We start from the raw sequence: 25529 nt of genomic DNA on the forward strand, positions 1-25529 counted from the left end.
TCACATCTGCCGGATACGCATATACCGCTTGATGTCGGGTAGCGAGACGACTGCTGCCACCACTCCGGCGACCGCCAGGATCGCCAACGCCGCCGTGGTGACCTCTCCGAGAATCTTCATGACTGTTCATCCTTTCCGGTGTCCGTCGATATGGGCTCCACCTCATCGGGGGCGAAGTACAGATACCGTCCGTACCACTCGTGCATGTCCGACGCCGGGTCGTCCTGCAACACGACGCCGATGTGCGTGTCACCGTCCACGTCGGCGTGGACGGTGACGACCCGGGCGAGTTGCCCGGCGAAGAACAAATCCTGGGCGTCGGCGCGGCGCGACGGGTGGAGCCGCACCACGCTTCCGTTGGCTACCCGCACGCCGTCGACGAGCACCCCGTCGACGTCGGGCCGGACCGCGGTATCCGCCTCCGGGTCCCACCACGGCACGTCGTCGGTCAGTTCCGGGACGAGTCCCATGTCCGGAAGGTGCGGATCCCGCAGGATGCCGTGCATCTGCGCGAGCGTCGACGGCGACATCTCGTCGCAGCGGTCGATGATCCGCGCCGCGAGCGGGTCGGTGGCCCGGGCCTGACGCTTCTCGTCCTCGGTGAGAGTCATGACGCGGAGAGTAAGGATTTCGTCGATCTCGGTGGCATCGAACAGGGCGCCGTCGCTCTGCTCCGCAATCTCCGGGTGGTCGTACAAGATGATCGGTGACGCCAGCACGAGGTCGGTTTCCCCCGGCAACCCCGCGAGGACGGGATAGCACCGGTGCTGTGTACATGCGGACGCCAGGTGTTCGGCCTCGGCCGGGGGTTCGAGTAGCGACACGAAGTCCGTGCCCTCTGCCGCGAGGATCAGATGCGCGCCGATCAACGAGTGGCGGATGGCACCGTCCCGGTCCAGGCCGATGTCGCCGGTAGTGACGTTCTCCACCTCGAGCCGAAGCCGGGTGAACCCGTCACTGTTTTCGCAGTCCACCGTCACGACGGCGTCTGCAGGCCACCGGGTACGCACAACTCGACCGGCGAGAGACCCATCCGCTCTCCGCAGCTCCTCCGCCTCGGAGCCCCCGTCGATGTGGACGTCGAGACGTCGGCCACCACCGCATTCGGCGAGACTCACTGCCTCTAAGTCGAACTCACGTTCCAGCGCCTCGTCCCAGCTGAGCCAGCTGGTCCCGTCGACGGTCAATTCGTCGACGCGGGCGAATTCGGTGCCCGCCTCATCGGTTGCCCGTTCGACGCACCGCACCTGCAGCTGCAGGAATCGGAGGGTGATGCCGACCGCCGCGTTGTCGTCCGCCCGCAACAACGTCGAACAGGACATCGTCGATTCCTCGCCGACACCTGCATCCGCTGCGCCCGGTGGCCCCACGACACCGAACTGCCATCGTGACTGGTTCTTCGACGAACTCGCACGATACGGATAGAGCAGGTAACCCTCGTAGAGCACCGCGTCGGCAACGGCGCGCACGCGCTGCAGGGACGCCGGGGAGATCATGCGATCACCTCCCCGGCTCCCTGCAGCAGATCCGAGACGGCAACATCCAACCCGATCAGGCCGTGCGACGATTTGTACCGCGCGAGGGCCGCCAGCGTGTCCTGGTCGAGGCGCAGCCAGCCCGTGTTCGGATAATGCGCCTGGACGAGGTCCCGCCAGACGGTCACCGGAAGTTCGTAGGTGGCCTCCCGGTCCCAGGGAATTCGCTCGACACCGAACCCGGCAACGCCCCGGGTGAAGACGGTGCCGCTGAACAGGAACATCAACGGGATCGGTGAATCTGCGGCTTCGAGTGCGTGCAGGTACTTCGACGCCGTCACCTCGAAGTCGTAGGTACACGGAAGCGGAAGGTCCACCACGGTCGACCCGGTGAAACCCTGGGCGACAGTGCTGGTCTCCATCCACTGGAAAGGCTTCAACGTTGCTGTCCACCGCGCACGCGGACCGAACAGGTCGAGCAGCCCTTCGGCCTCCCGGTCGGTGTACCGACGGCGCTGCGGATCGAGCCGCACTTGACACCGGAGGGCCATGGCATGCACCACGGCACCCGTCGTCTCCGCCACCCGAAGGCGGGCAGTGAGATTGGGGACGACGGCATACGGTTCGGGAAACACCTCCACGACGTCGAACGACAGCTCCGTCACGACGGCTCCTTCGCGACGCGGCTCCGGGACCGTACCGTGTCGAAGAAAGTATCGATGGCGCGGCGGGCATCCTGGCCGCCGTCGAATCCTCGCCACAACCGGCGAAGTTCACCCACCAATTGGTAGCAGGCGTCGATCGGGACGAGAAAACACTCGGCCTCGCCGCCGTGCTCGGGCACTCGCAACAGCAGCGCTTCGGTATCGGCCGACAGCTGGGTGAGCGCCGGGTTGGCGGCGAGCACGTCGTCCCAGGCGGCGAGTGGAAGTTCCGATTCGGTGGCGCCGGCCGGCCCGGGATAGAACGCGATCGTCCTGCCCAGGGCGGAGTTCCGGAACACGAACGCGAGCCCTACGGGAATCTCGAGTTCGTCCCAGCGCCCCGGTGCCAGCGCGAAGTTCGGGAACGACAGGTAGCGGTCGGGTACCGCGCGGAAACGCAGCTCCGCCGTGTCGTCGGTGAACAGCAGATAACATCCGCGGCACACGCACATCAGGTGTCTCTCCGACACGTTCACTACGTGCTGGTGGGCGTCGGCGATCGGGACGGCACACATGTCGCACCGTTCGCCTTCCACGGTTTGCGGACGTTGGGAGGCGATTCGCTGCAGAATCCTCAATCCTTTTCCGGACGGACCCATCACGCCACCTCCGCGGCCGGTACCGCCACGGAGATCACGCCGTCACGGACCAGAACCGGCAGTGGAGCCAGTGGTTCGGCCTCGGGGTCACCGTCGAGCCGTTTCCCTGCGCCCCGGGGATCGAAATGCGCGCGGCACGTGGGACACCGGAGCACGGCGTCGCCGACCTTGCCGCCTGCTCGCCGCTGCAGGGTGGCCCCGGCCAGTGAGTTGGTGCACGCCGCGCAGCGGTCACGGAACGCGAACAGCTGCTCCCCGATCCGGCACACCAGCACCGGCAACCCCGCGAGCGAAAAACCGCCGACCTCCCCCGACGCGAGGTCCGCGATGTCGGGCGCCGATACCCACGTTCCGGTTCCCGACTCGTGAGCATGGACGTGCGAGAACAACGACTCCGTGGCGATCAACCCGGACCCGGCCTCCGGTTTCGCGCCGACCACTTCGATGTCGACCGTCTCGGGTGCGGCGGAATACACGGCGTCCTTGACAGCGAGTTCCAAGGTCACCGCCGAAGACGGGCAGCTCTGACAACTGCCCGTGAGGCGCAGTTGCACCACTCCGTCTGTGACACCGAGCAATTCGACGTCACCGCCATGTGAACCCAGATACGGACGCACACTGTCCAGCGCGGTGGCCACCCTCGTCTCGACGTCGTGGGGATGCAGACCGTTGACCAACAGCAAACTGGCGACGAGTTCGTCGGCGGCGAGCCGGTCGACCAATGCGCCGTCCTGCTCACCGACGATCTCGAGCATCCGCTCCAGGCCCGCGCCGTACAGTTCGACGACCTCCCGGACAAGCTGCTCGGCGCGCTCACGGGCAACCGCGCCGCCCGCCGAACTGGCGTCCAGGAGGGCGTCGATCCTTTCGCCGGCGGTCCGCCAGCGATCGGGGCCGTCTACTCCAGCCTCCTCCATGCCTGCCTCGTCACTCGCCGGTCACGGACTGGGTGGGCGAATGCAGCTTCTCCAGTGTCTTTCCCTCTCCCAGATACATGTGGACACCACAGGGCAGGCACGGATCGAAACTGCGGACGGTCCGCATGATGTCGATGCCTTTGAAGTGGTCCCGGTCGTTCTCCTCGAAGATGGGCGACTTCTGCACCGCATCCTCGTAGGGGCCCGGTGTTCCGTAACTGTCCCGAGGATTCGCGTTCCACGGTGTCGGGGGGTACGGATGGTAGTTCGCGATCTTACCGTCCCGAATTACCATGTGGTGCGACAGAACTCCGCGCACAGCCTCCGTGAAGCCGCATCCGATTCCCTCGTCGGGGACGTCGAACTTCTCCCACGTCTTGGTGTGCCCGGCCCGAATTTCGGCTAGTGCCTTCTCGGCGAAATGCAGGGCACATGCTGCCGCGTACGCCTGGAAGTAGGTCCTCGCACGATTGCGTTCGAGGGTGTTACTGCCGTGCCGCGGAATGTTCCACTCCAGCTCGACCGGACCCTTCAGCGCCGTCTTCGGCAGGTTGATCTTCACGCTGTGGCCCGTCGACTGCACGTAACCGATATCCACCAACTGCGCGAGAGCCGTACTCCAGAGTCGGGCGAGCGGACCACCACCGGTGTCGAGGGCGAGATAGTCCTTGCCGTCGTACCATCGCGGCGACATCACCCAGCTGTACTTCTCGTCCATGTCCCGCTTCTGCGGATGCGGGTTGGTGTGCTGGTTCCAGGGATGCCGGCGATCGACCGTGTTACCCAGCGGGTCCTTTTCGACGAACATTTCCTGGTCGGTCCAGTCGTCGTAGTACGAGCTGCCCAGAAGGATGCGGATACCGAGGTTGATGTCCACGAGGGAGGTCGTCACCAGTTTGCCGTCCACGACGATACCCGGAGTGACGAACATGGACCGGCCCCAGTTCTCCATGTCCTTGTACTCGAAGTTGCACACCGCCGGATCCTGGAACGAGCCCCAGCAGCCGAGCAGAGTGCGACGGAGTCCGACGTTCTCGTATCCCGGAATGGCCTCGTAGAAGAAGTCGAACAGGTCGTCGTGCATGGGCACGACCTTCTTCATGAATTCGACGTAACGCATCAGGCGGGACATGTAGTCGGTCATCAACTGGACGGTCGCCGAGGTGCCCACACCTCCCGGATACAGCGTCGACGGGTGGACGTGCCGTCCTTCCATGAGGCAGAACATTTCCCGCGTCCAGCGGCTGACTTGCAGCGCCTCGCGGTAGAACTCGCCGGTGAAGGGGTTGAGCGATCGCATGATGTCGGCGATGGTCCGGTAGCCGTGGTCGCCGGCGTGCGGCGCCGGAGTGTTCTCCGCCTGTGCGAGCACCCCGGGGTTCGTCTCCGAGACCATCTTCTCGCAGAAGTCCACACCGACCAGATTTTCCTGGAAGATGTTGTGGTCGAACATGTATTCCGCGGCTTCACCGAGATTGACGATCCATTCGCCGATATGCGGTGGCTGCACGCCGTACGCCATGTTCTGGCAATAACACGAACAGGTGGCGTGGTTGTCACCACAGATACCGCAGATGCGGCTGGTGATGAAGTGGGCGTCGCGCGGATCCTTTCCTTTCATGAAGATCGAATAGCCGCGGAAAATCGAGGACGTGCTGTGGCACTCCACGACTTCCTTCTGCTTGAAGTCGATCTTCGTGTAGATACCCAGGCTGCCGACGATGCGTGTGATCGGATCCCACGCCATCTCCACCAAGCCATCGGTTTCCGTCTTGTGCGAAGGATCCGGAATGATCGTTGTCATCGACGTACCTCTCAGAGGCCCGAGCTGGGCTACCAGGTGCGAGTGGCGCCTGTGGTCAGTTTCGTGCCGCGGCTACGCCACTGCGGCTCTTTGTCCAAGGTGTTCTTGGTGATTCTGCGCAGACTGCGGATCGCGGAGCCGTACAGACCGGATGCGGTCGTGGACAGTCTTCCGCCGGGCGGCTCGTCCATGAAAGGCATGAACTTGTCCGGGAATCCCGGCATCGTGCAACCGATGCAGATCCCGCCCACGTTCGGGCAACCGCCCACACCGTTGATCCACCCACGCTTGGGGACGTTGCATTTGACGACGGGGCCCCAGCAGCCGAGCTTGACGATGCACTTGGGTGAGCCGTACTCGGTGGCGAAGTCACCCTGCTCGTAGTACCCGGCCCGGTCACAACCCTCGTGAACCGTGCTTCCGAACAGCCACTGCGGACGCAGCGCGTCGTCGAGCGGAATCATCGGCGCCTGATCGGTGGCCATGTACAGCAGATAGGTCAACGTCTCGGACAGATTGTCCGGCTGGATCGGGCAACCCGGTACACACACGATCGGAATGCCCGCCTTCGATTTCCAATCCCAGCCGAGGTAATCGGGGACACCCATCGCTCCCGTCGGGTTGCCGGCCATCGCGTGGATACCGCCGTACGTCGCGCACGTACCGGCAGCCACGATCGCCGTCGCTTTGGGAGCCAGCTTGTCGAGCCACTCACTCGTCGTGACGGGCTGACCGGTCTCCGGGTTGTTGCCGAAACCGCACCAGTACCCCTCGTCGTGAAGTTGCTCATTGGGGATCGACCCCTCGACGACCAGTACGAAAGGTTCCAGCTCGCCGCGGTCGGCCTTCCAGAACCACTCGATGAAGTCGTCGGCGCCACCCTCGGGCCCACATTCGAAGTCGATCAGCGGCCAGTGCACGGCCACCTTCGGCAGGCCCGGCAGAGCGCCGAGAGCGATTTCCTCGACACTGGGCTGAGTGGCAGCGGTTAAGGCCACCGAATCCCCGTCGCAGCTGAGTCCCGCGTTGATCCACAGGACGTGGATCAGGGTTTCCTCGGCTTTGATTGCTTCCTGTGTCGGCATAGCAGGTCGCTTTCCGGAACCGAACACGGCTCCTGTCGCCACCGGGGTCGACCGTCGGCCCACCTGTGTGACGCTATTCCCTATTTAGCTCCTCACGGCGTTCGCGTGTCAACGGCCCTCAGGTACATCGGGCCAGTTCAGCCGTGACCGTTACTGCGCCGCGATCCAGTCGTACCACTGCTGCATGCCCTGTCCCGTGGTCGCGGACAAGGTGATCGCCTCGAGATGGGGGTTCACCGACCGGGCATACTTCGTGCAGAGCTCCACGTCGAAGTCGACGTACGGCAACAGGTCCGACTTGTTGACCACCACCAGATTCGCCGCAGCGAACATGTGCGGATATTTCAGCGGCTTGTCGGTGCCCTCGGTCACGGAGATCACCACCACCCGGGACCGCTCCCCGAGGTCGAACAGCGCCGGGCACACCAGGTTTCCCACGTTCTCGATGAACAACAGCGAGTTTGGGCCGGGATCGAGCGCCGTCAGCGCATCGCGCATCATCTCCGCGTCCAGGTGACACCCCGCCCCCGTGTTCACCTGCACGACAGCGCAACCCGTCGCCTCGATCCGGTTGGCGTCGAGCATCGTCTCCTGATCTCCCTCGATCACCGAGACCGGACGGTGTCCGCCGATGTCGGCGATGGTCCGCTCGAGCAAGGTGGTCTTCCCGGACCCGGGGGAACTCATCATGTTCAGCGCGAGCACGCCCCGTTCGGCCAGCCAGGCCCGGTTGCGCTCGGCCGTCAGATCGTTCTTGGCCAGCACCTTCTGCTCGAGGGTGACCGTCTGGTGCTCATGCTCGTGGTCGTGCGGGTGCTCGTGGTCGTGCGGGTGCTCGTGGTCGTGCGGGTGCTCGTGGTCGTGCGGGTGCTCGTGGTCGTGCGGGTGCTGATGGGTCTGGGGGCGGCTGACCCTGGTACCGGTGTCGTCGCCGCATCCGCAGGTGGCACACATACGCCTCAGCTCACTTCCATCGAGAGGATTCGTAATTCCCGGCCCGAGGTGACCTCGACATCGGCGCTTCCACACGGACACAGCAACACCAGGTCGGTGAGCGAGAACGTGGTGCCGCACTCGCGGCACTGCGCGCTGCCCGGGGAGTGGTCGATGTCGAGTCGGGCACCATGCGCCACAGTCCCTTCCGTGACCAACTCGAAACAGAACTGCATCGAATCAGCGACCACCGCGGTCAGGGCGCCCACCTGAACCCGCACACTGTGAACAGTCCGTCCGGCGGCTTTCTCGCAGACGGCATCGACGACGCTCTGGGTGATTGCCAGTTCGTGCATCACGACCCCGCTTACGGACTCGTCACCTCTCCCTCGAGCGTAGCGCTTCGCGCCCGTGAGTACTTATTAACCATGGAAGGTTAGTAAGTACTCACAGTCGTTCGATGATGGTGGCGTTGGCGGTGCCGCCTCCCTCGCAGATGGTCTGCAGACCGTAACGGCCGCCGGTGCGCTCGAGTTCGTTGAGCAGAGTGGCCATCAGTTTGGTGCCGGTCGCGCCCAGCGGATGTCCCAGGGCGATCGCGCCGCCGTTCACGTTGACCTTCGCCGGGTCGGCACCAATTTCCTTGATCCACGCGAGCACCACCGGGGCGAAGGCCTCGTTGATTTCGACGAGGTCGATGTCGTCGATGCTCAGGCCGGTCTTCTCCAACGCGTAGCGCGTAGCCGGAATCGGTGCACTCAACATGAAGATCGGGTCCGCGCCGCGGGCACTGAGGTGATGGATGCGGGCACGTGGGGTCAATCCGTATCGCTCGACGGCCTCAGCGGACGCGAGAAGCACCGCGCTCGCGCCGTCGGAGATCTGGCTCGCGACTGCGGCCGTCAATCTGCCACCCTCCGTGAGCGTCTTCAACGACGCCATCTTCTCGAGGCTCGTCTCACGCGGACCCTCGTCCGTCGTCACCTCCCCGAACGGCACGATCTCGCGGTCGAAGCGGCCCTCCGCGATCGCCGTCCGCGCGCGCTCGTGGCTCTGCAACGCCCAGCGCTCGAGTTCCTCCCGGCTGATGTCCCACTTGTCCGCGATCAACTCCGCGCCGCGGAACTGCGACACCTCCTGGTCGCCGTAGCGCTCCACCCACCCCGTCGACCCGCCGAACGGGGTGTCGAATCCGTACTGCTGCCCCACCATCATCGCCGACGCGATCGGGATCTGGCTCATGTTCTGCACGCCGCCGGCGAGAATGAGGTCGGCGGTGCCGCTGAGAATCGCCTGTGCGCCGAAGTGCACGGCCTGCTGACTCGACCCGCACTGACGGTCGACGGTCACACCCGGAACCTCCTCCGGATATCCGGCCGCCAGCCACGCCGTCCGTGCGATGTTGCCCGCCTGGCCGCCGATCGCGTCGACGCACCCGAAGACGACGTCGTCGACGCCGGCAGGGTCGATGCCGGTGCGGTTGACGATCGACTTGATGACGTGCGCACCCAGGTCTGCGGGGTGCACGCCGGACAGGCCACCATTCTTCTTGCCGATCGGGGTCCGGACGGCGTCGACGATGTATGCCTCGGTCATGGAGAACTCCTAGTCAGATGGTTCTGGGGCTCGCGAGTCCGTCGAGGACTATCGAGAGGTACTGCTTGGCGACCGTGTCGACGGTCAGGGAGCCGCCGGGCCGGTACCAGCGCACGGCAACCCAGGCGGTGTCGCGCATGAAGCGGAAGGCGAGCTCGACGTCGATGTCGGGGCGGAAGCTTCCGTCCCGCACACCGGCCTCGAGCACACCGACCCACAGCTCGCGGAATTCGGTGTTCAGTTCCGCCAGGTAGGCGAAGCGTTCGTTGGCGACGAGGTGCTTGACCTCGTCCTGGTAGATTGCCACCGCGGAATGCGACGTGTCGATCGCCTCGTACGAGGTGGTGACCAAGGCTTCTAGGGTCGCGCGGCTATTGCGCCCGGACGCCACGATCTCGCGGTACTTGCCGAACAGGTCGTCCAGGAAGTCTCGTAGTATTTCGTCGACCATCGACTCCTTGGAGTCGAAGTGGTGGTAGAGGCTGCCCGACAAGATGCCGGCTGCGTCGGCGATGTCACGGACGGTGGTGGCCCGCAGGCCACGCTCCGCGAACAGCTGGGCCGCGATCTCGAGCAGCTCGGCCCGGCGTCCGGTCTTGGACGTCTCGTCGATTCGGGGTGCAGTCATCATTCCATCCTATCAACCAAGCGCTTGCTAGGGCCTTCGGCCCTGTGCGCCTTTCTGGTTGCTCCAGCTACCAAAAAGGCGCACGGGCGGCGGAGCCGCCTACGCCCGCTGCGAAGACACCGACACGACCTCACCGGTGAGATATGTGGTGTAGTCGCTGGCGAGCATCGCGATGGTCGCGGCGATCTCCCACACCTCGGCGGCGCGTCCGAACGCCTCCCCCGACGCCAGCCGGTCGAGAAGTTCCTCGCTGGTGACCTTGGCGAGGAAGGCATGACGAGCGATGGACGGCGCGACAGCGTTGATCCGCACCCCGTACTCGGCGGCCTCGATGGCGCTGCACCGGGTCAGGGCCATGACCCCTGCCTTCGCAGCCGCATAGTGCGCCTGCGAGTGCTGCGCCCGCCAACCGAGGACGGAGGCGTTGTTGACGAGCACTCCGTTGTGCTCGACTCCCTTGAAATAGCGCAGCGCCGCGCGGGTGGCCCGAAATGTTCCGTTCAGGGTGATGTCGAGGACGCGGCCCCACTCCTCGTCCGTCATGTCGACGAGTGGGGTCTCACCGCCGAGCCCGGCGTTGTTGACGAGGACATCGATCCGGCCCAGAGCGTCGGCGGCCCCGGAGATCAGCGCGTCCACCTGTTCCGTGCTCGACACGTCACAGGCGAGCGCCTTCACCGTGCGTTCGGGAAATTCGGCGGCAAGCTTCTCCTGCGTCTCGCCCAGGCGGCGTTCGTGCCAGTCGGACACCAGCACGTCGGCACCCTCGAGGAGGGCGCGACGGGCGGATGCGAACCCGATGCCGGTGCCGGCCGCGGCGGTCACGACGACCTTCTTGCCCTTCAGCAGGTCGTGTCCCGGCGTCTCGACGGGCGCGGTGGCGAGTGGAGCAGTAGTCACGGTCGTGCCTCTCGGGGAAGTCCGAGCACGCGCTCGGAGATGATGTTGCGCTGGATCTCGTTGGATCCGCCGTAGATCGTGTCGGCGCGGGTGAACAGGAACAGCCGCTGCCATTCGTCCAGTTCGAGATGTTCGGGGTCGGTGATGTCCGACGACGGTCCCGTGGGCGCCAGCAGTGATGCCGCACCCTGCACGTCCATCGCCAATTGGCCGAGGTCGCGATGCCAATTGGCCCACAACAACTTTGCGACCGACGCTTCGGGACCGGACGTGCCGGCGTCCACCGCGTCGAGGGTGCGCATCGCGTGCGCCCGCATCACTCGAAGCCCGACCCACGCCCGCGCAATCTTCTCCCGGATACTCGGATCGGAGGCCGCGCCGTTGGCATGCGCGAGGTCGACGATTCCCTGCAGTTCGCGGGCGAAGCCGATCTGCTGGCCGAGGGTGGAGACCCCGCGTTCGAAGGTGAGCAGGCCCATCGCGACCCGCCAGCCGTCACCAGGTTCGCCCACCACGAGATCCGCGTCGGTCACGGCGTCGTCGAAGAACACCTCGTTGAACTCGGACGTGCCGGTGAGTTGCTGAATCGGGCGCACGGTGACGCCTGGCTGATCGAGGGGGACGAGGAGGAAGCTGAGTCCGTGGTGGCGCTTCGACCCCGGCTCGGTGCGGCACAGCACGAACGCCCACTGCGCCACGTGAGCGAGCGAGGTCCACACCTTCTGCCCGTTGATTACCCACCTGTCGCCCTCGAGCCGGGCCGTCGTCGCGACGTTGGCGAGGTCTGATCCGGCGCCCGGCTCGGAGTATCCCTGCGCCCACAGTTCGGTGACCGTCTTGATCCCGGGGAGGAAACGACGCTTCTGCTCCTCGGTGCCGAACGCGATCAGCGTCGGCCCGAGCAGTTCCTCGCCCACATGACTGACCCTCGCCGGGGCCCCCGACTTCGCGTACTCCTGGTGGAACGTCACCTGCTGGGCCAGGGTGGCGCCGCGGCCCCCGTACTCCGCAGGCCAGCCGAGGCAGGTCCACCCCGCGGCCGCGAGGTGGCGGTCCCAGGCGAGTCGTTCTTCGAAGAACTCGTGCTCGCTGCCGGGTCCACCCTTGCCTTCAAGGCGTGCGAAGTCGCCGGTCAGGTTCTCCGCCAGCCAGGTTCTCACGGTCTGGGCAAAGTCGTCGTCGGTGATCAGCCCGTCCGGGCTCTCGCTCTGGTCCACGTCTGTAAGATAACCTACCAAGCACTTGCTAGGTAGGTAGGGAGCGAAGTGACCGCACAACCGACAACCACTCCGGCCGCCGTGATCGCGGCCGCACACGACTTCGGCGAACGCGAAGCCGTGGCGGACGGCGACGTCCGTCTGACCTTCACACAGCTCCACGACCGTGTCCGCGATTTCGCCGCAGCGCTCTGCGCCCGCGGCGTACAGCCAGGTGAGCACGTCGCGATCTGGTCTCCCAATACGTTTCACTGGGTGATCGCGGCACTGGGGGTGCACTACGCGGGGGCGACGCTGGTCCCGATCAACACCCGCTACACCGCGACCGAGGCCCTCGACATCGTGGAGCGCACGAAGTCCGCCGCGCTGGTGGTCGCAGGCATGTTCCTCGGCACCGACCGGTACGCGACCCTGCGAGACGAGTCGAGCACCCTCGACCTGCCGACCGTGGTCCGCGTCCCCGTCGACGGGGGCGACGTCGAAAGACCCGGAGTCCTCGACTTCGACGACTTCCTCGCCCTCGCCACGGACGACACCCGGGCGGCGGCAGACAGGCGGGCCCGGGCCGTCGACGCCGAGGACATCGCGGATGTGATGTTCACGTCCGGGACCACGGGACGGAGCAAAGGTGTGCTGAGCGCACACCGGCAGGTGGTGGGGATCGCGCGGGCCTGGGCCGACTGTGCCGAGGTGACTGCCGACGACAACTACCTCGTCATCAACCCGTTCTTCCACACGTTCGGATACAAGGCGGGCATTCTCGTCTGCCTCCTCACCGGGGCGACCGTCGTGCCGATGGCCGTGTTCGACGTGCCCAAGGTGATGGCCACCGTGCACGACGAACACATCACCGTGTTGCCCGGTGCCCCCACGATCTTCCAGTCGATCCTCGACCACCCCGACCGCTCCCGCTACGACCTGTCGAGTCTGCGCATCGCGGTGACGGGCGCGGCAGCGGTCCCGGTGGCGCTCGTCGAACGCATGCAGTCCGAGTTGAGCTTCGAAGCAGTCCTCACTGCGTACGGCCAGACCGAGGCGGTGGTGATCACCATGTGCCGCACCGACGACGATCCCGTGACCGTCTCGACCACGTCCGGTCGGGCCATCCCCGGTATGGAGGTGCGGATCGGCGAGCGGGGTGAGATTCTGGTGCGCGGGGAGAACGTCATGCTCGGCTATCTCGACGACCCGGAGGCAACGGCCCGCACCATCGAGCCGGACGGCTGGTTGCACACCGGTGACGTCGGGGTTCTCGACGACCGCGGGTACCTGGACATCACCGACCGCCTGAAGGACATGTACATCTCGGGTGGCTTCAACGTGTACCCGGCCGAGGTGGAGAACGTTCTGGCGCGCCTGGACGGCGTGGCCGAATCCGCCGTCATCGGTGTACCGGACGAGCGCATGGGCGAGGTCGGCCGGGCGTACGTCGTGGCGAAACCGGGCACCTCCCTGACCGAGGACGACGTGATCGCCTTCGGCAAGAAGCACCTCGCGGGATTCAAGGTCCCCCGCACCGTGCGATTCGTCGACTCTCTGCCCCGGAACCCGTCCGGGAAAGTAATGAAGAACATCTTGCGTGAGGAGAAATCATCATGACGGTCCCCGACGAGGGTGACGTCGTCACCTACGACGTGCGCGGCGGTGTGGCATTCGTGACGCTCAACCGTCCCGACTATCGGAACGCCCAGAACTCGGTGATGACGTACGCACTCGATGCCGCGTTCGAGCGGGCAGTCGAGGACGACGAGGTGAAGGTGATCGTCCTCGCCGGCAACGGAAAACACTTCAGCGCCGGACACGACATCGGCACACCGGGTCGCGACCATCACGTCCACTACGACAACAAGGCCGTGATGTGGTGGGACCACGTCGACAAGCCGGGTGGCGACCAGCGGTTCGCCCGGGAGATGGAGGTCTATCTCGGGATGTGCCGCCGGTGGCGCGAGATCCCGAAACCCACCATCGCGATGGTGCAGGGAGCCTGCATTGCGGGCGGTCTGATGCTGGCGTGGGTGTGTGACTTGATCGTGGCATCCGACGACGCGTTCTTCTCCGATCCGGTCGTACGTATGGGTATTCCCGGTGTCGAGTACTTCGCGCATCCGTGGATGATGAATCCGCGGTTCGCGAAGGAAATCCTCTACACCGGTGATCGATTCCCCGCACAACGCGCCTACGAGGTCGGCATGATCAACCGCGTGGTTCCGCGAGAGGACCTCGAGAAGGAAACCCTCGCGATCGCCGGACGGATCGCTGCCATGCCGCGCTTCGGGCTCGCGCTCACGAAGAAGGCCGTCAACCAGTGCGAGGACCAGATGGGCATGCGGAACGGCATGGACTCCGTCTTCGGATTGCACCATTTCGCGCACGCGCACAATGCCGAGATCGACACGGATCCGCTCGGCGGCATGAACGCCAAGTCGATGGCGGAAAGCGCACGTAACTCGGAGAACGGGGCCAAGTAGTGGATCTGGAGTACGACGACACCACTCTCGCGTTCCGCGACGAGGTACGAGCGTTCCTGAAGGACAACGTGCCGACGCGCCCCCTGCCGTCGATGGACACGGCCGAGGGATTCGAGGCTCATCGGGAGTGGGAACGCACGCTCGCCGACGCCCGCCTGTCGGTGGTGTCGTGGCCGGAAGAGCTCGGCGGCCGCGACGCCTCACTGCTGGAGTGGGTGGTCTTCGAGGAGGAGTACTACCGCTCCGGCGCGCCCGGGCGGGTCAGCCAGAACGGCATCTTCCTGTTGGCGCCCACACTGTTCGAGCATGCCAACGCGGAGCAGCTGGCGCGCATCATGCCCCGCATGGCCCGGGCCGACGACATCTGGGCCCAGGCCTGGTCGGAACCGGAGTCGGGCAGTGATCTCGCCTCACTGCGTTCCACCGCTCGCCGCGTCGACGGGGGCTGGGTGCTGAACGGACAGAAGACGTGGAGTTCCCGAGCCACCTTCGCGGACTGGGGGTTCGGTCTGTTCCGGTCCGACCCCGACGCGCAGCGGCACAAGGGCATCACCTACTTCATGTTCGACCTCCGCTCCCCGGGTGTCACCGTGCGCCCGATCGACCAGCTCGACGGCGAACCCGGTTTCGCCGAGATCTTCCTCGAGGACGTTTTCGTCCCCGACGACCCGGCCCACCCGGGCGAGTCGGGCGTGATCGGCGGTGTCAACGAGGGCTGGCGCGTCGCGATGAGCACCGCGTCCAACGAGCGCGGTCTGTCCCTGCGCAGCCCCGGCCGGTTCCTTGCCACCGTCGACCGGCTGATCGAGCTGTTCGAGTCGACGGGCCGCACCGACGACACCGCGTTGCGTAACCGCGTCGCGGACGCCTGGATCGGGGCCCGCGCCTATCAGCTCAACACCTTCGGCACGGTGACTCGTCTCGCCGAAGGCGGGCAGCTGGGCGCCGAGTCGTCGATCAACAAGGTGTTCTGGTCGGAGTGGGACATCGCCACCCACGAGACCGCCCTCGAACTGCAGGGGGCCTCGGCCGAGCTCGCCGACAACTGGATGGACGGCTACCTGTTCTCCCTGTCGGGCCCGATCTACGCCGGCACCAACGAGATTCAGAAGAACGTCATCGCCGAGCGGTTGCTCGGCCTACCCAAGGCGGATAAATGAGATTCGCGCTCGACTCCTCCCAGCAGGATTTCGCATCCAGTATCGATGCGCTGCTGTCGAAGTCCGATATGCCGGCGGTGATCCGGTCCTGGAACCGCGGTGACACAGAACCCGGCCGGAAGGTGTGGCAGCGTCTGGCCGAGACCGGGATCAACGGGTTGCTGATCGGTGAGGAGCACGACGGTCTGGGCGCAGACGCCGTCGACCTCGTCGTCGCCGTGGAGCAGCTGGGGCGCCACGCCGTGCCCGGCCCGGTGGCCGAGACCATCGCTGTGGCACCGCAATTACTCGCACAGGCCGCACCGGGGCGCCTGTCCGCCCTCGCCGAAGGTTCTCTGGCTACCGTGGCCTCTCCCCCACACGTGCCTTTCGCCGTCGATGTGGACTCCGCGGATCTCGTGCTCCTCGTCGAGGACGCGTCACTTCACCTCGGTGATCCGGGGGTAGTGCAGGACTCTGTCGACCAGTCCCGCCGCCTCTTTCCCGTGACCGCCGGACAACGACTGGGCGCGGTCGAGTTTGGGCCCGCCTTCGATCTGGGCGCGCTCGCAACCGCGGCGCAGCTGCAGGGGCTCGGACACACCCTGCTCGAGATGACCACCGATTACGCCAAGCAGCGCAAGCAGTTCGGCAAGGTGATCGGGCAGTTCCAGGCCATCAAACATCACCTCGCGGAGGTGGCCGTCGGGCTGGAGATGTCCCGGCCGCTGCTGCACGGCGCGGCGCTGTCGGTTCGGGACGGCTCCCTGGACGCCCCTCGCGACGTCTCCGCCGCCAAGGTGGCCTGCGGTGATGCCGCCTACCGGGCGGCGCGCGTGGCGCTGCAGGTGCACGGCGCCATCGGCTATACCCAGGAACACGATCTGTCGCTGTGGCTTACCAAAGTTAGGGCACTCGTCACCGCTTGGGGCACACCATCGTTCCACCGCGGTCGCGTGATCGATTTCCTCGTGGGTGCGTCATGAGCTTCGACAACGACGAGCGGGCCGACCTCCGCGCGTCCGTACGCAACCTGCTGTCCAAGCATTCCGACTCCGGTGCCGTCCGCCGCGCTATCACTACCGAACACGGCTACGACGAGGCCCTCTGGACACGGCTGTGCGAGCAGATCGGCGTCGCGGCACTGGCCATCCCGGAGAAGTACGACGGTGTCGGCGCCTCCCTGCTCGAAGTACATGTGGTGCAGGAAGAACTGGGGCGGACGCTCACACCGTCACCGATGCTGGGCAGTGCCGTCCTCGCCGCGCAGACCCTACTGCTGTCGGGCGACGACGACGCCTGCGGCCGGCTACTCCCGGCTATTGCCGCGGGTTCGGTGGCTGCATTGTGCTGGGCAGGTTCCGAAGGCTGGTTCCGTTTTGGGATCACCGCGGCGGGCGAGACCCTCTCGGGTACGGCGCAGTACGTCCTCGGCGGCGACGTCGCCGACGTGCTACTCGTCCTCACGGACGACGGCCTGTTCGAAGTTTCGGCGACAGCGGACGGCGTGACCCGACGACGGGTACCCACGATGGATCCGACGCGGACGCTGGCCGAGGTGACCTTCGACGACGTGGCCGCACGCCGGCTGGTGTCGTCACCCGACCTCGTCGACAGCATCCGTACCGTCGCGCTGATCGCCCTGTCGGCGGAACAGGTCGGCGCGGCGTCCGCGGTGTTGGAACAGACGGTCGAATACACGAAGTCGCGCAAGCAGTTCGGGCGGGCCATCGGGTCTTTCCAGGCGCTCAAACACCGCATGGCCGACATGTACGCGTTGGTCGAGACCGCGCGCTCGATGTCGTACGCCGCGGCGCTGTCGGGCACGCACGAGGACGCCGTCATCGCCAAGGTGTACTGCTCCGAGGCGCTGCAGTCGGTGGCAGCCGAGGCCATCCAACTCCACGGGGGCATCGCGATCACCTGGGAGCACGACACCCAGCTCTACTTCAAACGCGCCCACGGCGGCGCCCAGCTCTTCGGGCAGCCGCGGGACTATCTGCCGCTTTTGAATTCGGAGGCTTGGCGACGAGGGAAGTAGCGAGCAGATCTACTCTGCTTTCCGAACGTCCAGTGCGCGGTGGTGGTAGCCGTCCTGCGTTCCGCTGACCACTCTCTCGGGCTCGAAGGTGACGTGCTGTCCTGGCGTCAGCGAACGGAAGCCTGGGCCAGCGACGTCGCTGAAATGCGTCCACGCGCCACCGGGGGTGGCGTCGGAATCGATCACACCCCAGCCCTCTTCGGCGTGCCAGATGCGCACGATACCGGTGGTTCTCTCGGCATGAAGGCGTGGCGGCACGGGAGGGAAATCTGCTTCGGTCATCTCCCTCCCCGTGCCGTCGGAAAAGGTGATCCACACCCTGGTCGAGAACGGGCTGTCCGATCGCGGCGCGACGTACGGTTCGCCGCCCACGGGCCACGCGCGAATCGTGTAGAAATCGCACCCCATCATGGGGCTGTCGAGGACATCCCACTCGAACTCCACCTGCTGGCCCTCGCGAAGTGAGGGGAAGCCTTCGACCGCCACGCTGTGGAACAACGTCCAGCATCCACCCGGCGTCTCGTCGGAATCGATGATGCCCTGCATCCTCCCGAAGTCCCAGCTACGGACCACCCCGGTAGTTGCCATGCCGTCATTGTCCGCTTCACGATGATGCGGTTGGGCGGGATTGACAGGCCATTGACTCGAACACGCGTTCGAAGTAGGGTTCGATTCATGGGGATCGGGGAGGATATCCAGGGGGCGTTGTCGGACCAGATTTTGGCGTCGGACGAGATTCTGGCGACTGCGGTCGGTGATGCGTGGCGTCTGGCCGAGGCCGAGTTGCTCGATTCGGTGGTTGCTGTGTCGGAAGAGATCCAGCGACTCGAAGCTTTGCGGGTCAGGCTCGTCGGTGCCGTCGACCACCGCTGCCAGGTCGATGTGCTGGGATTTCCGAACACCAAGATGTGGCTGGCCTCCAAGACGTTGCTCGAGGTCGGTGCGGCGGGACGAATCGTGATGTTGGGACGAGGTTTACGTTCCCAACCGGAAATCGCGGACGCCTACTTCGACACCACCATCTCGGCGGAGCACACCGCACTGATCATGAAATTCTGCGAGCGGCCGCCCAAAGGCATGCCACTCGAAGCGATGGACGACTGCCGAAACGCATTGCTGTACGCGGCGAGCGGTCCTACCGCCAACACCGACGCCGTGCGTGCCGTCATCGCTCGACTCGAACGCGCCTTCGAATCCGACGACCCGCCGCCCGCCGAAGACACCGAACTCAACGAATTCCACGCCTCCAGAACACTCAACGGACGCGTCGCCGTCAAAGGCGACCTCGACGCCGTCACCGGCGAAATGCTGCTCTCCGCACTCTCCGGACTCTCCCAGCCGCGACCCGCGCAGGACGGAACCACAGACACCCGCACCCCCGGACAGCGCAGGGCCGACGGATTCACCGAACTGCTGCGCCGGTACCTCAACTCCGCAATCGCCGGCGAAGAAGGCGGAGAACGACCCCACGTCTCCCTCCACATCAACATCAAAGACCTCGCCGACCACGGCGGCGGCACCCCTCGAGATCAGCGCGGCGCCTGCGCGACCGACGCGTCGCTGTTCGCGGTCGACGGGGTCGCGTGGACCGAATGGCTGGGACCGCTGAGCCTGCGAGCGGCTCGGCTCCTCAGCTGCGACTCGATCTACACGCCGATCGTCCTCGATGACCACGGCGCGCCACTCGACCTCGGCACCACCACCCGGACAGTGACCAAACGACAACGAAAAGCGCTGGTCGCGAGAGATCGAGGATGCGCATTCCCCGGATGCGGTGCACCACCCTCATGGTGCGAAGGCCACCACATCGTCCACTGGTCCAAAGGTGGGCCCTCCGACATGGACAACCTGGTCCTGCTCTGCGGGTTCCATCACCGACTGCTCCACCACAGCGACTGGGAAATCGAAATGGGGGCAGACCGGCACCCCGTCTTCATTCCGCCCCGGCAAGTCGACTGGGAGCGCACACCCATACCCGCGCACAACCAGGCCCGACCCCGAGCGGCCTGACCCCGGCGCGCGACACACATCTGCCGACTCCGCAACAGGACCACACCTGTTGCAGAGCCGGCATACCGTCGTGCCAAGCGCCAAACGACCCAGCGCCCAGGCCAGATCCGGTGCGGTTTCGACCAGGAGTCCAACCACGATCTACGGGTCGACTCGAGCTCTCTCGAGTAGCGGACCTTGCGCAGATCGTCTCCCTTCTCGGCTTCGAACTAGAAGGTGTTGACGTCGTAGAGCCCCAGAAAAAAATAGCCAGTCCATCCATCCAAGACGGCGGAGTCGTTACCACTCACGGGCGCGAAGCGCCTACCAGCTCCTCCAGGTACGTGGCGACGGCGTCCTCGTCGTTGCTCGGCAGCACACGGTCAGCCAGCGCCTGGACTTCGGCTATGGCGTTCGACGGGCACAGTGCCGTCCCTGCCCAGGCCAGCATGGGCAGGTCGTTGATCGCATCACCCACGACGGCGACCTCGGACGCTCCGATCCCGTCGACGGCGCACAGTTCGGCTAGTGCACTGGCCTTCGACACACCCGATGCGGCCATTTCGACGTACGGCGCGCCGGAATGTGTCAGCTCGACACCGTCGACGCCGGCGGACAACGCCGTCCGGTACAGGTCTGAACTCGACACCTCCGGGTGTCGGGCGACGATCTTTACCATCGGCTCGTCCAGGTCGGGCAGCAGCTCGGACAGCGACATGTCGTGGGGGTGCCGGTGGTGGTCGGCGAAGTCGCACAGCGCGGCGTACGCCGGCTCGGCGACGAAGCGGGTGGGTCCCACGTTCGCGAACACGACACCCGGGAGCAGCGTCCGCACCCTGCTCATTGCGGCCGACGCGGAAGCCATTGCGATCGACGTCGTGGCCGTCACGACTGGGGTGCCGTCGGCGAGGTCGAGGACCACGGCGCCGTTCGCACAGATCGCCCGGCCGCGAAACCCGCACGACTGCGCCAGTTCGTGCACCGAGTGGCGGGCCCGGGCGGTTGCCCAGACGATCTCGATTCCGGACTGCTGTGCCGTCGCCATCGCGTGTGCGGTGCGGGACGAGATCACCCGGTCCGAGCGCAACAGGGTGCCGTCGAGGTCGGTCGCGAGGAGCCGGATTTGCGTCACCCCCGCATGATGCCAGGCCGGGCTTGTTGCGCGCCGGACACCATCACAGTCGATAGCCTGGACACCATGAGTCCTCGAGTACCGCACATCGTGCTGAATTCCGGAACCACCATCCCGCAGCTCGGCCTGGGAGTATGGCAGGCCACCAACGACGAGACCGAACACGCTGTCCGGTTCGCCATCGACGAGGCGGGCTACCGACACATCGACACTGCCGCCGCATACGGCAACGAGGAGGGGGTCGGGCGCGGCATCTCCGGCTCGGGTGTCGACCGGGAAGATATTTTCCTCACCACCAAGCTGTGGAATTCCGACCAGGGCTACGAGCCGGCGCTGAAGGCTTTCGACGCCAGCCTCGGCCGGCTCGGCCTCGACTACGTCGACCTCTACCTCATCCACTGGCCGCTCCAGGACGACGACCGCATCCTGCGCACCTGGGATGCGATGGAGAAGATCGCCGAATCGGGGAAGGCCAAGGCAATCGGGGTGTGCAACTTCGAGCCACGACATCTGCAGCTGCTGGTCGATCGGGGTGGTGTCGTACCCGCCGTCGACCAGGTGGAGCTGCACCCCCATCTCGCGCAGCTGGACATCCGCAAGTACGGCGCCGAACACGGCATCGCGGTGGAGTCGTGGAGCCCGCTGGGCGGCACCAGCAATTCCGGTTGGGGCAGCGACTCGAAGCCCAACACGCTCCTCACCGACCCGATCATCACCCGGATCGGCGACCGGCACAGCAAGACTGCGGCGCAGGTCCTGATCCGCTGGCATCTGCAGAACGGGCTGATCGTCATCCCGAAGTCGGTGCACGACGCACGCATCGCCGAGAACATCGACGTCTTCGACTTCGAGCTCACCGAGCAGGACCTCAGCGAGATCGAGACGATGGACGACGGCACACGCGTCGGCGCCCACCCGGACGAGCTGAACATCGGCGCCCCCGAGTAGGCCCTCCGGGCTCGTGCGCCTTTTTGGTTGCTCCAGCTACCAGAAAGGCGCACGGGCGCGAAGCGCCTCACCACTTCACCGGCATCTCCTCCAGCCCGGACACGAAGTTGGCGGGGCGGCGGCGCAACGGGCCGTCGTCGACGAGCGTCATGTCCGGCAACCTCGACAGCAGCTGTTCGAACATGATCCTGGCCTCGAGGCGGGCCAACTGGTTGCCGAGGCAGAAGTGGGTGCCGAAACCGAAGGCGACGTGCGGGTTCGGTGACCGTGCGATGTCGAAGCGGTTCGGGTCGTCGAACACGGTGTCGTCGAAGTTCGCCGATTCGAACAGCAACATCATCTTCTCGCCGCGTCGCAGCTGTGTGCCGAAGAAGTCGACGTCGCGGGTCACCGTGCGGCACATGTTCTTGATGGGCGAGGACCAGCGGAGCATTTCTTCGATGGCCGCCGGAATACCGTCCGGGTCGCGCACCAGACTCGCCTGCTGATCGGGGTGACGCATCAGCTGTTCCATCCCGCCGCTCAGGACGTGCCGCGTGGTTTCGTCGCCGCCGATCAATATGAGCAGGGTCTCTCCGACGATGTCCTCGTCGCTGAGGCGGTGTCCGTCGATTTCGCTGTGCACCAAAATGCTGGTGAGATCGTCCGTCGGATTCTTCCGGCGGTCGGCGATCGTGCGGTGCGTGAATTCGGTGAATGCCACGTAGGCGTTCAGCTGGGCCTGCAGGCTTTCTTCGGTGACGTTGCTGCCGAGTGCATTCATGAGATCGTCGGACCATTGCAGGAAGGTGTCGCGTTCTTCGGGGCGAACACCGAGCATGTCGCCGACCACGGCCATGGGTAGCGGGGCCGCCAGATCACGGACGAAGTCCGCCTCGCCCTTGTCGCACACCGCCTCGATCAACTGGTCGCAGATCTCGCGAATCCGGTCGATCTTGGCTTCTACCTTCTTGCGGGTGAAGCCCGCGTTGACCAGGCGACGATGTTGCAGGTGCTGTGGGTCGTCCATGTCGATCATTTGTGGCAGCGGACCGACTCCGGGCCTGATCCCGCCCGCGTTGGAGAACAACTCCGGATCCCGCTCCGCGGTGAGCACCGCTTCGTAGCTGGCCGCCCCGAGGATGCCGTCCGCGCGGTACACCGGTTCGTGGGCGCGCATCCAGGCGTAAGCCTCCCGCGGATCTCCGAGTTCGCCCGAGTAGAACCGCCCGTCGATCAGATCGAATTCCGGCCTGTTCCCCATCGACGTGCTCCTCAGCATTGAATCCTGCGAACCGTGCCCCGATAATAGAACGTGTTCTTACTATGACACAGGGGTATAGCGGCAAGTTCTCGCTGATCGGCGCCTCGGAATTGACACGAGTTCTCACAACTGGAGGTCGGCACGTGGGTAACAACGACAGCGACAGCGGACTCGCCAAGATGTCGGTGCTCGTCACCGGCGGCGGAAGCGGCATCGGGTTGGGCATAGCCACGGCGTTGGTGGCGGCAGGCGCGCACATCACGATTTGTGGGCGCAATGGGGAGAAACTGTCCTCTGCGGCGGCCGGGATCGAGGCCGACAGCCCGCCTGGGACCGTCGACACGGTCGTCGCCGACGTCACCGCCGAGGACGAGGTCGTCCGCGCGGTCGCGAAGGCGAGCGAGCGCACCGGACAGCTGGACGGGGTCGTTGCCTGCGCCGGCGGAAACGAAACCGTGGGACCGGTGACGCAACTCGACGTCGACGCGTGGCGACGGACGGTGGATCTGAACGTCACCGGCACGATGCTGACGATCAAGCATTCCGCACGCGCCCTCGTCGCCGCGGGTGGTGGATCCATCGTGACCATCTCGTCGATCGCCAGCAGCAACACGCACCGGTGGTTCGGCGCCTACGGCCCGTCCAAGGCCGGCGTCGACCACCTCACCCGACTCGCCGCGGACGAACTGGGTGCGTCCCACGTGCGCGTCAACTGCATCCGGCCCGGCCTGACCCGCACCGATCTCGTCGCGCTCATCACCGACGGCGGCCCGGTCCTCGACGACTACATGGCCAACACACCCATTGCCCGAGTCGGTGAAGTGACCGACATCGCCGCCCTCGCCAAGTTTTTACTCGGGCCCGCATCCACGTGGATCACGGGCCAGATCATCAACGTCGATGGTGGCCAGATGTTGCGACGTGGACCCGATTTCCGCTCGATGTTCGAGCCCATGTTCGGTGCGGACGCACTGCGTGGAGTGGTCGCGCCGTGAACTCACATCAGGTGCTGGGCAAGCAAGTCGACATGCCGGTGGAGATTCGGCAGGCGTCGGCATTCACGGCGATGTACTCGGTGCCGACCGGTGCCGCGCAGGAACTGATCGACTACACCGGCCTCGAGATACTGCAGTTCCGGCCCGGACGCGGCATCTGCGCGCTGGTGTTCGTCGACTACGTGGACGGAGATTTGGGCCCCTACAACGAATTCGGCGTGACCTTTCTCGTCCGCGACCACCGAACCGACAGCACCTCGGTCACACAGGATGTGAAGGCTCTGGCCAAGGGCCGGGCAGGTGCCTTGATCCATCGGCTGCCCGTCGACGGTGAGTTCACCCTCGCAGCCGGTAGGGGAATTTGGGGTTTCCCCAAGGTGCTGGCCGATTTCGACGTCGATCACGTCAGCTCCGTCAAGCGGGCGTCGGTCAGCCAGGATGGCCGGCTGATCGCTCAGTTGAGCGTTGCCAAAGGCATACCGCTTCCCGGTTCCGGTGCCTCCCTTACGGCGTACTCACACCTCGATGGGATCACCCGGTTCACCACTTGGGACATGAACCCGAGTGGTGTCCGATCCCGGCCAGGTGGCGCGGAACTCAAACTGGGCAGCCACCCGATTGCCGAAGAACTGCGGTCGCTGGGCCTCCCGAAGCGGGCGTTGGTCACGTCGTCCATCCCCAACCTCCGAATGACCTTCGGCGACGCGCAACCGGTCTGACCGGGAACCCCGTGCTCCAACTCACAACAACGGAGTTCTGTATCGACAGCCACCTCGGCCCTGTGACCCAACGTATTTCACGCCCCTCTGTCACATCACCGACGTGCGGTGAAACGACGTCGCAACACGGTGCGCCGACAGTGTGTGTATGAACGATGCCGCGAGAGAACCCGGAGTTCATGTCAACGCGTGCGAGGCGTGCGGTCGGCTCCCGCACCCCCGCCGCGTCCGCCTGGCACTTGCCAAACTGTGCGCCGTCTTTCCCGTCGAACTAGTGCTCCATGCCTTGGTCGTCCATGTCCACGTGTCCTACCTCGTCACCGTCGCAGTGCTCACCGTCAGCACGACGGTGTTGGTGATCTGGGTCGTCGAGCCGTCCGCGATGAGACTGCTCAGCGGATGGTTGCACGGCCCGCCCGAGGGGAGGCATAGCCATTTCGCGACCGGACAGTCGCTCTGGCGCATCCGCGTCCGGGTGAGCGACCGCCCGGGACAGCTCGAATCGCTTGCCCACAACCTTGCGAAGCTCGACGCGAACATCCTCACGGTGCATGTCCATCACCTCGAGGGCGGGTCGCTCGACGAGTTGATTGTCGGCGCGTGCCGGGACACGTCACCGGACGCACTGTCGACTGCCGTCGAGTCCGCGGGCGGCCTCGACGTCGGCGTCTGGCCCGCTTCGGCGCTCGCGTTGATCGACGGCCAGACCAAGGCGTTGACGTTGGCGGCGCGGGTGGCGGCCGATCCGTCCGAGCTCCCCCTGTCTATCGCGGAACTTCTCGGCGCGCAGTACGTCGACACGGTCAGCGACCGGACCCGCTCGAACGCCCACCCCGCCAACACGACGTTCCTCGAAATCCCGGTCCGTGACGGTGACATGCTCGTCTTCACACGGGCTGTCGACGAGCCGTTCACACCAGCCGAGGTGGCCCGTGCGCAGCGCCTGAGTGAGCTTGCGCAACAGACGAATTCTGTTCCACCGCTCGGCTGACCGAGA

At 65.6% G+C, this 25529-nt stretch carries 26 protein-coding genes; 10 read left to right on the top strand and 16 right to left on the bottom strand.

The genetic code is table 11. The features are described from left to right. From L1080_RS21495 to L1080_RS21555, 13 genes are all read right to left on the bottom strand, one after another. Window positions 1-120, bottom strand: coding sequence for a DUF6893 family small protein (locus tag L1080_RS21495; protein WP_374434400.1), 120 nt, complete (start codon window positions 118-120; stop codon window positions 1-3). Further along, window positions 117-1496, bottom strand: a complete 1380-nt coding sequence (locus L1080_RS21500) for a hypothetical protein (RefSeq protein WP_250772987.1) — start codon at window positions 1494-1496, stop codon at window positions 117-119. Before L1080_RS21500 ends, L1080_RS21495 begins: the two co-directional genes overlap by 4 nt. Further along, window positions 1493-2140 carry a DUF6084 family protein gene (locus tag L1080_RS21505; protein WP_159919132.1) on the bottom strand — a complete coding sequence of 216 codons (648 nt, stop codon included), beginning with the start codon at window positions 2138-2140 and terminating at the stop codon, window positions 1493-1495. The genes L1080_RS21500 and L1080_RS21505 overlap by 4 nt, the downstream gene beginning before the upstream one ends. After that, window positions 2137-2778 (bottom strand): DUF5947 family protein, encoded by a 642-nt coding sequence (locus L1080_RS21510; RefSeq protein WP_250772985.1) that lies wholly within the window; start codon window positions 2776-2778, stop codon window positions 2137-2139. Before L1080_RS21510 ends, L1080_RS21505 begins: the two co-directional genes overlap by 4 nt. After that, window positions 2778-3695 (bottom strand): NifU family protein, encoded by a 918-nt coding sequence (locus L1080_RS21515; RefSeq protein ID WP_250772983.1) that lies wholly within the window; start codon window positions 3693-3695, stop codon window positions 2778-2780. The genes L1080_RS21510 and L1080_RS21515 overlap by 1 nt, the downstream gene beginning before the upstream one ends. A gap of 10 nt (window positions 3696-3705) precedes the next feature. Next, window positions 3706-5499: a nickel-dependent hydrogenase large subunit gene (locus L1080_RS21520; RefSeq protein ID WP_159919129.1), complete on the bottom strand. Its 1794-nt coding sequence runs from the start codon at window positions 5497-5499 to the stop codon at window positions 3706-3708. A 29-nt stretch (window positions 5500-5528) separates the two neighbouring features. After that, window positions 5529-6584 carry an NADH-quinone oxidoreductase subunit B family protein gene (locus L1080_RS21525; protein WP_159919128.1) on the bottom strand — a complete coding sequence of 352 codons (1056 nt, stop codon included), beginning with the start codon at window positions 6582-6584 and terminating at the stop codon, window positions 5529-5531. A gap of 150 nt (window positions 6585-6734) precedes the next feature. After that, window positions 6735-7538 (bottom strand): hydrogenase nickel incorporation protein HypB, encoded by an 804-nt coding sequence (gene hypB / locus L1080_RS21530; protein WP_250772981.1) that lies wholly within the window; start codon window positions 7536-7538, stop codon window positions 6735-6737. Between the two features lie 5 nt (window positions 7539-7543). Then, entirely contained in the window at window positions 7544-7873 is a 330-nt protein-coding gene (hypA, locus tag L1080_RS21535) for a hydrogenase maturation nickel metallochaperone HypA (RefSeq protein ID WP_109326702.1), read from the bottom strand. 91 nt (window positions 7874-7964) lie between these two features. Next, window positions 7965-9113 (bottom strand): acetyl-CoA C-acetyltransferase, encoded by a 1149-nt coding sequence (locus tag L1080_RS21540; RefSeq protein ID WP_159919126.1) that lies wholly within the window; start codon window positions 9111-9113, stop codon window positions 7965-7967. A gap of 13 nt (window positions 9114-9126) precedes the next feature. Next, the gene (locus L1080_RS21545) at window positions 9127-9741 is read right to left on the bottom strand and encodes a TetR/AcrR family transcriptional regulator (protein ID WP_109326700.1); all 615 of its coding nucleotides are present in this window, start codon (window positions 9739-9741) and stop codon (window positions 9127-9129) included. Between the two features lie 99 nt (window positions 9742-9840). Further along, entirely contained in the window at window positions 9841-10641 is an 801-nt protein-coding gene (locus tag L1080_RS21550) for an SDR family oxidoreductase (RefSeq protein ID WP_250772978.1), read from the bottom strand. Next, window positions 10638-11858 carry an acyl-CoA dehydrogenase family protein gene (locus tag L1080_RS21555; RefSeq protein ID WP_159919125.1) on the bottom strand — a complete coding sequence of 407 codons (1221 nt, stop codon included), beginning with the start codon at window positions 11856-11858 and terminating at the stop codon, window positions 10638-10640. Before L1080_RS21555 ends, L1080_RS21550 begins: the two co-directional genes overlap by 4 nt. Window positions 11859-11906: 48 nt before the next feature. Here L1080_RS21555 and fadD3 point away from each other — a divergent pair, with 48 nt between their 5' ends. Genes fadD3 through L1080_RS21580 form a run of 5 tightly spaced genes read left to right on the top strand, consistent with a single transcriptional unit; the run spans window position 11907 to window position 17506 of the window. Then, a complete protein-coding gene (gene fadD3 / locus L1080_RS21560) occupies window positions 11907-13457 on the top strand; it encodes a 3-[(3aS,4S,7aS)-7a-methyl-1,5-dioxo-octahydro-1H-inden-4-yl]propanoyl:CoA ligase (protein WP_159919124.1) in 1551 nt (516 codons plus the stop codon). Beyond that, window positions 13454-14326, top strand: a complete 873-nt coding sequence (locus tag L1080_RS21565) for an enoyl-CoA hydratase (RefSeq protein WP_250772976.1) — start codon at window positions 13454-13456, stop codon at window positions 14324-14326. The genes fadD3 and L1080_RS21565 overlap by 4 nt, the downstream gene beginning before the upstream one ends. Then, complete coding sequence (locus tag L1080_RS21570; RefSeq protein ID WP_250772974.1) at window positions 14326-15486, top strand: acyl-CoA dehydrogenase family protein; 1161 nt, start codon at window positions 14326-14328, stop codon at window positions 15484-15486. Before L1080_RS21565 ends, L1080_RS21570 begins: the two co-directional genes overlap by 1 nt. Next, window positions 15483-16451, top strand: coding sequence for an acyl-CoA dehydrogenase family protein (locus tag L1080_RS21575; protein ID WP_250772971.1), 969 nt, complete (start codon window positions 15483-15485; stop codon window positions 16449-16451). Before L1080_RS21570 ends, L1080_RS21575 begins: the two co-directional genes overlap by 4 nt. Beyond that, window positions 16448-17506 (top strand): acyl-CoA dehydrogenase family protein, encoded by a 1059-nt coding sequence (locus L1080_RS21580; RefSeq protein WP_250772969.1) that lies wholly within the window; start codon window positions 16448-16450, stop codon window positions 17504-17506. The genes L1080_RS21575 and L1080_RS21580 overlap by 4 nt, the downstream gene beginning before the upstream one ends. A gap of 9 nt (window positions 17507-17515) precedes the next feature. On the opposite strand, the gene L1080_RS21585 is transcribed toward L1080_RS21580, so the two are convergent. Beyond that, window positions 17516-18094 (bottom strand): cold-shock protein, encoded by a 579-nt coding sequence (locus tag L1080_RS21585; protein WP_250772967.1) that lies wholly within the window; start codon window positions 18092-18094, stop codon window positions 17516-17518. Between the two features lie 87 nt (window positions 18095-18181). On the opposite strand from L1080_RS21585, the gene L1080_RS21590 reads away from it, so the two are divergent. Continuing rightward, window positions 18182-19516: an HNH endonuclease signature motif containing protein gene (locus tag L1080_RS21590; RefSeq protein WP_250772964.1), complete on the top strand. Its 1335-nt coding sequence runs from the start codon at window positions 18182-18184 to the stop codon at window positions 19514-19516. A 286-nt stretch (window positions 19517-19802) separates the two neighbouring features. Here the strand turns inward: L1080_RS21590 and L1080_RS21595 are convergent, their stop codons facing one another. Beyond that, the gene (locus L1080_RS21595; RefSeq protein WP_250772962.1) at window positions 19803-20627 is read right to left on the bottom strand and encodes an HAD family hydrolase; all 825 of its coding nucleotides are present in this window, start codon (window positions 20625-20627) and stop codon (window positions 19803-19805) included. Between the two features lie 66 nt (window positions 20628-20693). On the opposite strand from L1080_RS21595, the gene L1080_RS21600 reads away from it, so the two are divergent. Further along, on the top strand, window positions 20694-21575 hold the full coding sequence (locus L1080_RS21600; RefSeq protein WP_250772960.1) for an aldo/keto reductase: 882 nt from the start codon (window positions 20694-20696) through the stop codon (window positions 21573-21575). Between the two features lie 67 nt (window positions 21576-21642). Here the strand turns inward: L1080_RS21600 and L1080_RS21605 are convergent, their stop codons facing one another. Further along, a complete protein-coding gene (locus L1080_RS21605) occupies window positions 21643-22818 on the bottom strand; it encodes a cytochrome P450 (protein WP_250772957.1) in 1176 nt (391 codons plus the stop codon). Between the two features lie 179 nt (window positions 22819-22997). Between L1080_RS21605 and L1080_RS21610 the strand changes: the two genes are divergently transcribed. From L1080_RS21610 to L1080_RS21620, 3 genes are all read left to right on the top strand, one after another. Further along, complete coding sequence (locus tag L1080_RS21610; protein ID WP_250773162.1) at window positions 22998-23813, top strand: SDR family oxidoreductase; 816 nt, start codon at window positions 22998-23000, stop codon at window positions 23811-23813. After that, a complete protein-coding gene (locus L1080_RS21615; RefSeq protein ID WP_250772949.1) occupies window positions 23810-24532 on the top strand; it encodes an acetoacetate decarboxylase family protein in 723 nt (240 codons plus the stop codon). The genes L1080_RS21610 and L1080_RS21615 overlap by 4 nt, the downstream gene beginning before the upstream one ends. Before the next feature lie 148 nt (window positions 24533-24680). Then, the gene (locus tag L1080_RS21620; protein ID WP_250772946.1) at window positions 24681-25523 is read left to right on the top strand and encodes an ACT domain-containing protein; all 843 of its coding nucleotides are present in this window, start codon (window positions 24681-24683) and stop codon (window positions 25521-25523) included. The last annotated feature ends 6 nt before the right edge of the window (window positions 25524-25529 follow it).

This window comes from Rhodococcus sp. MSC1_016, from assembly GCF_023667485.2.
GTDB lineage: Bacteria > Actinomycetota > Actinomycetes > Mycobacteriales > Mycobacteriaceae > Rhodococcus_F > Rhodococcus_F oxybenzonivorans.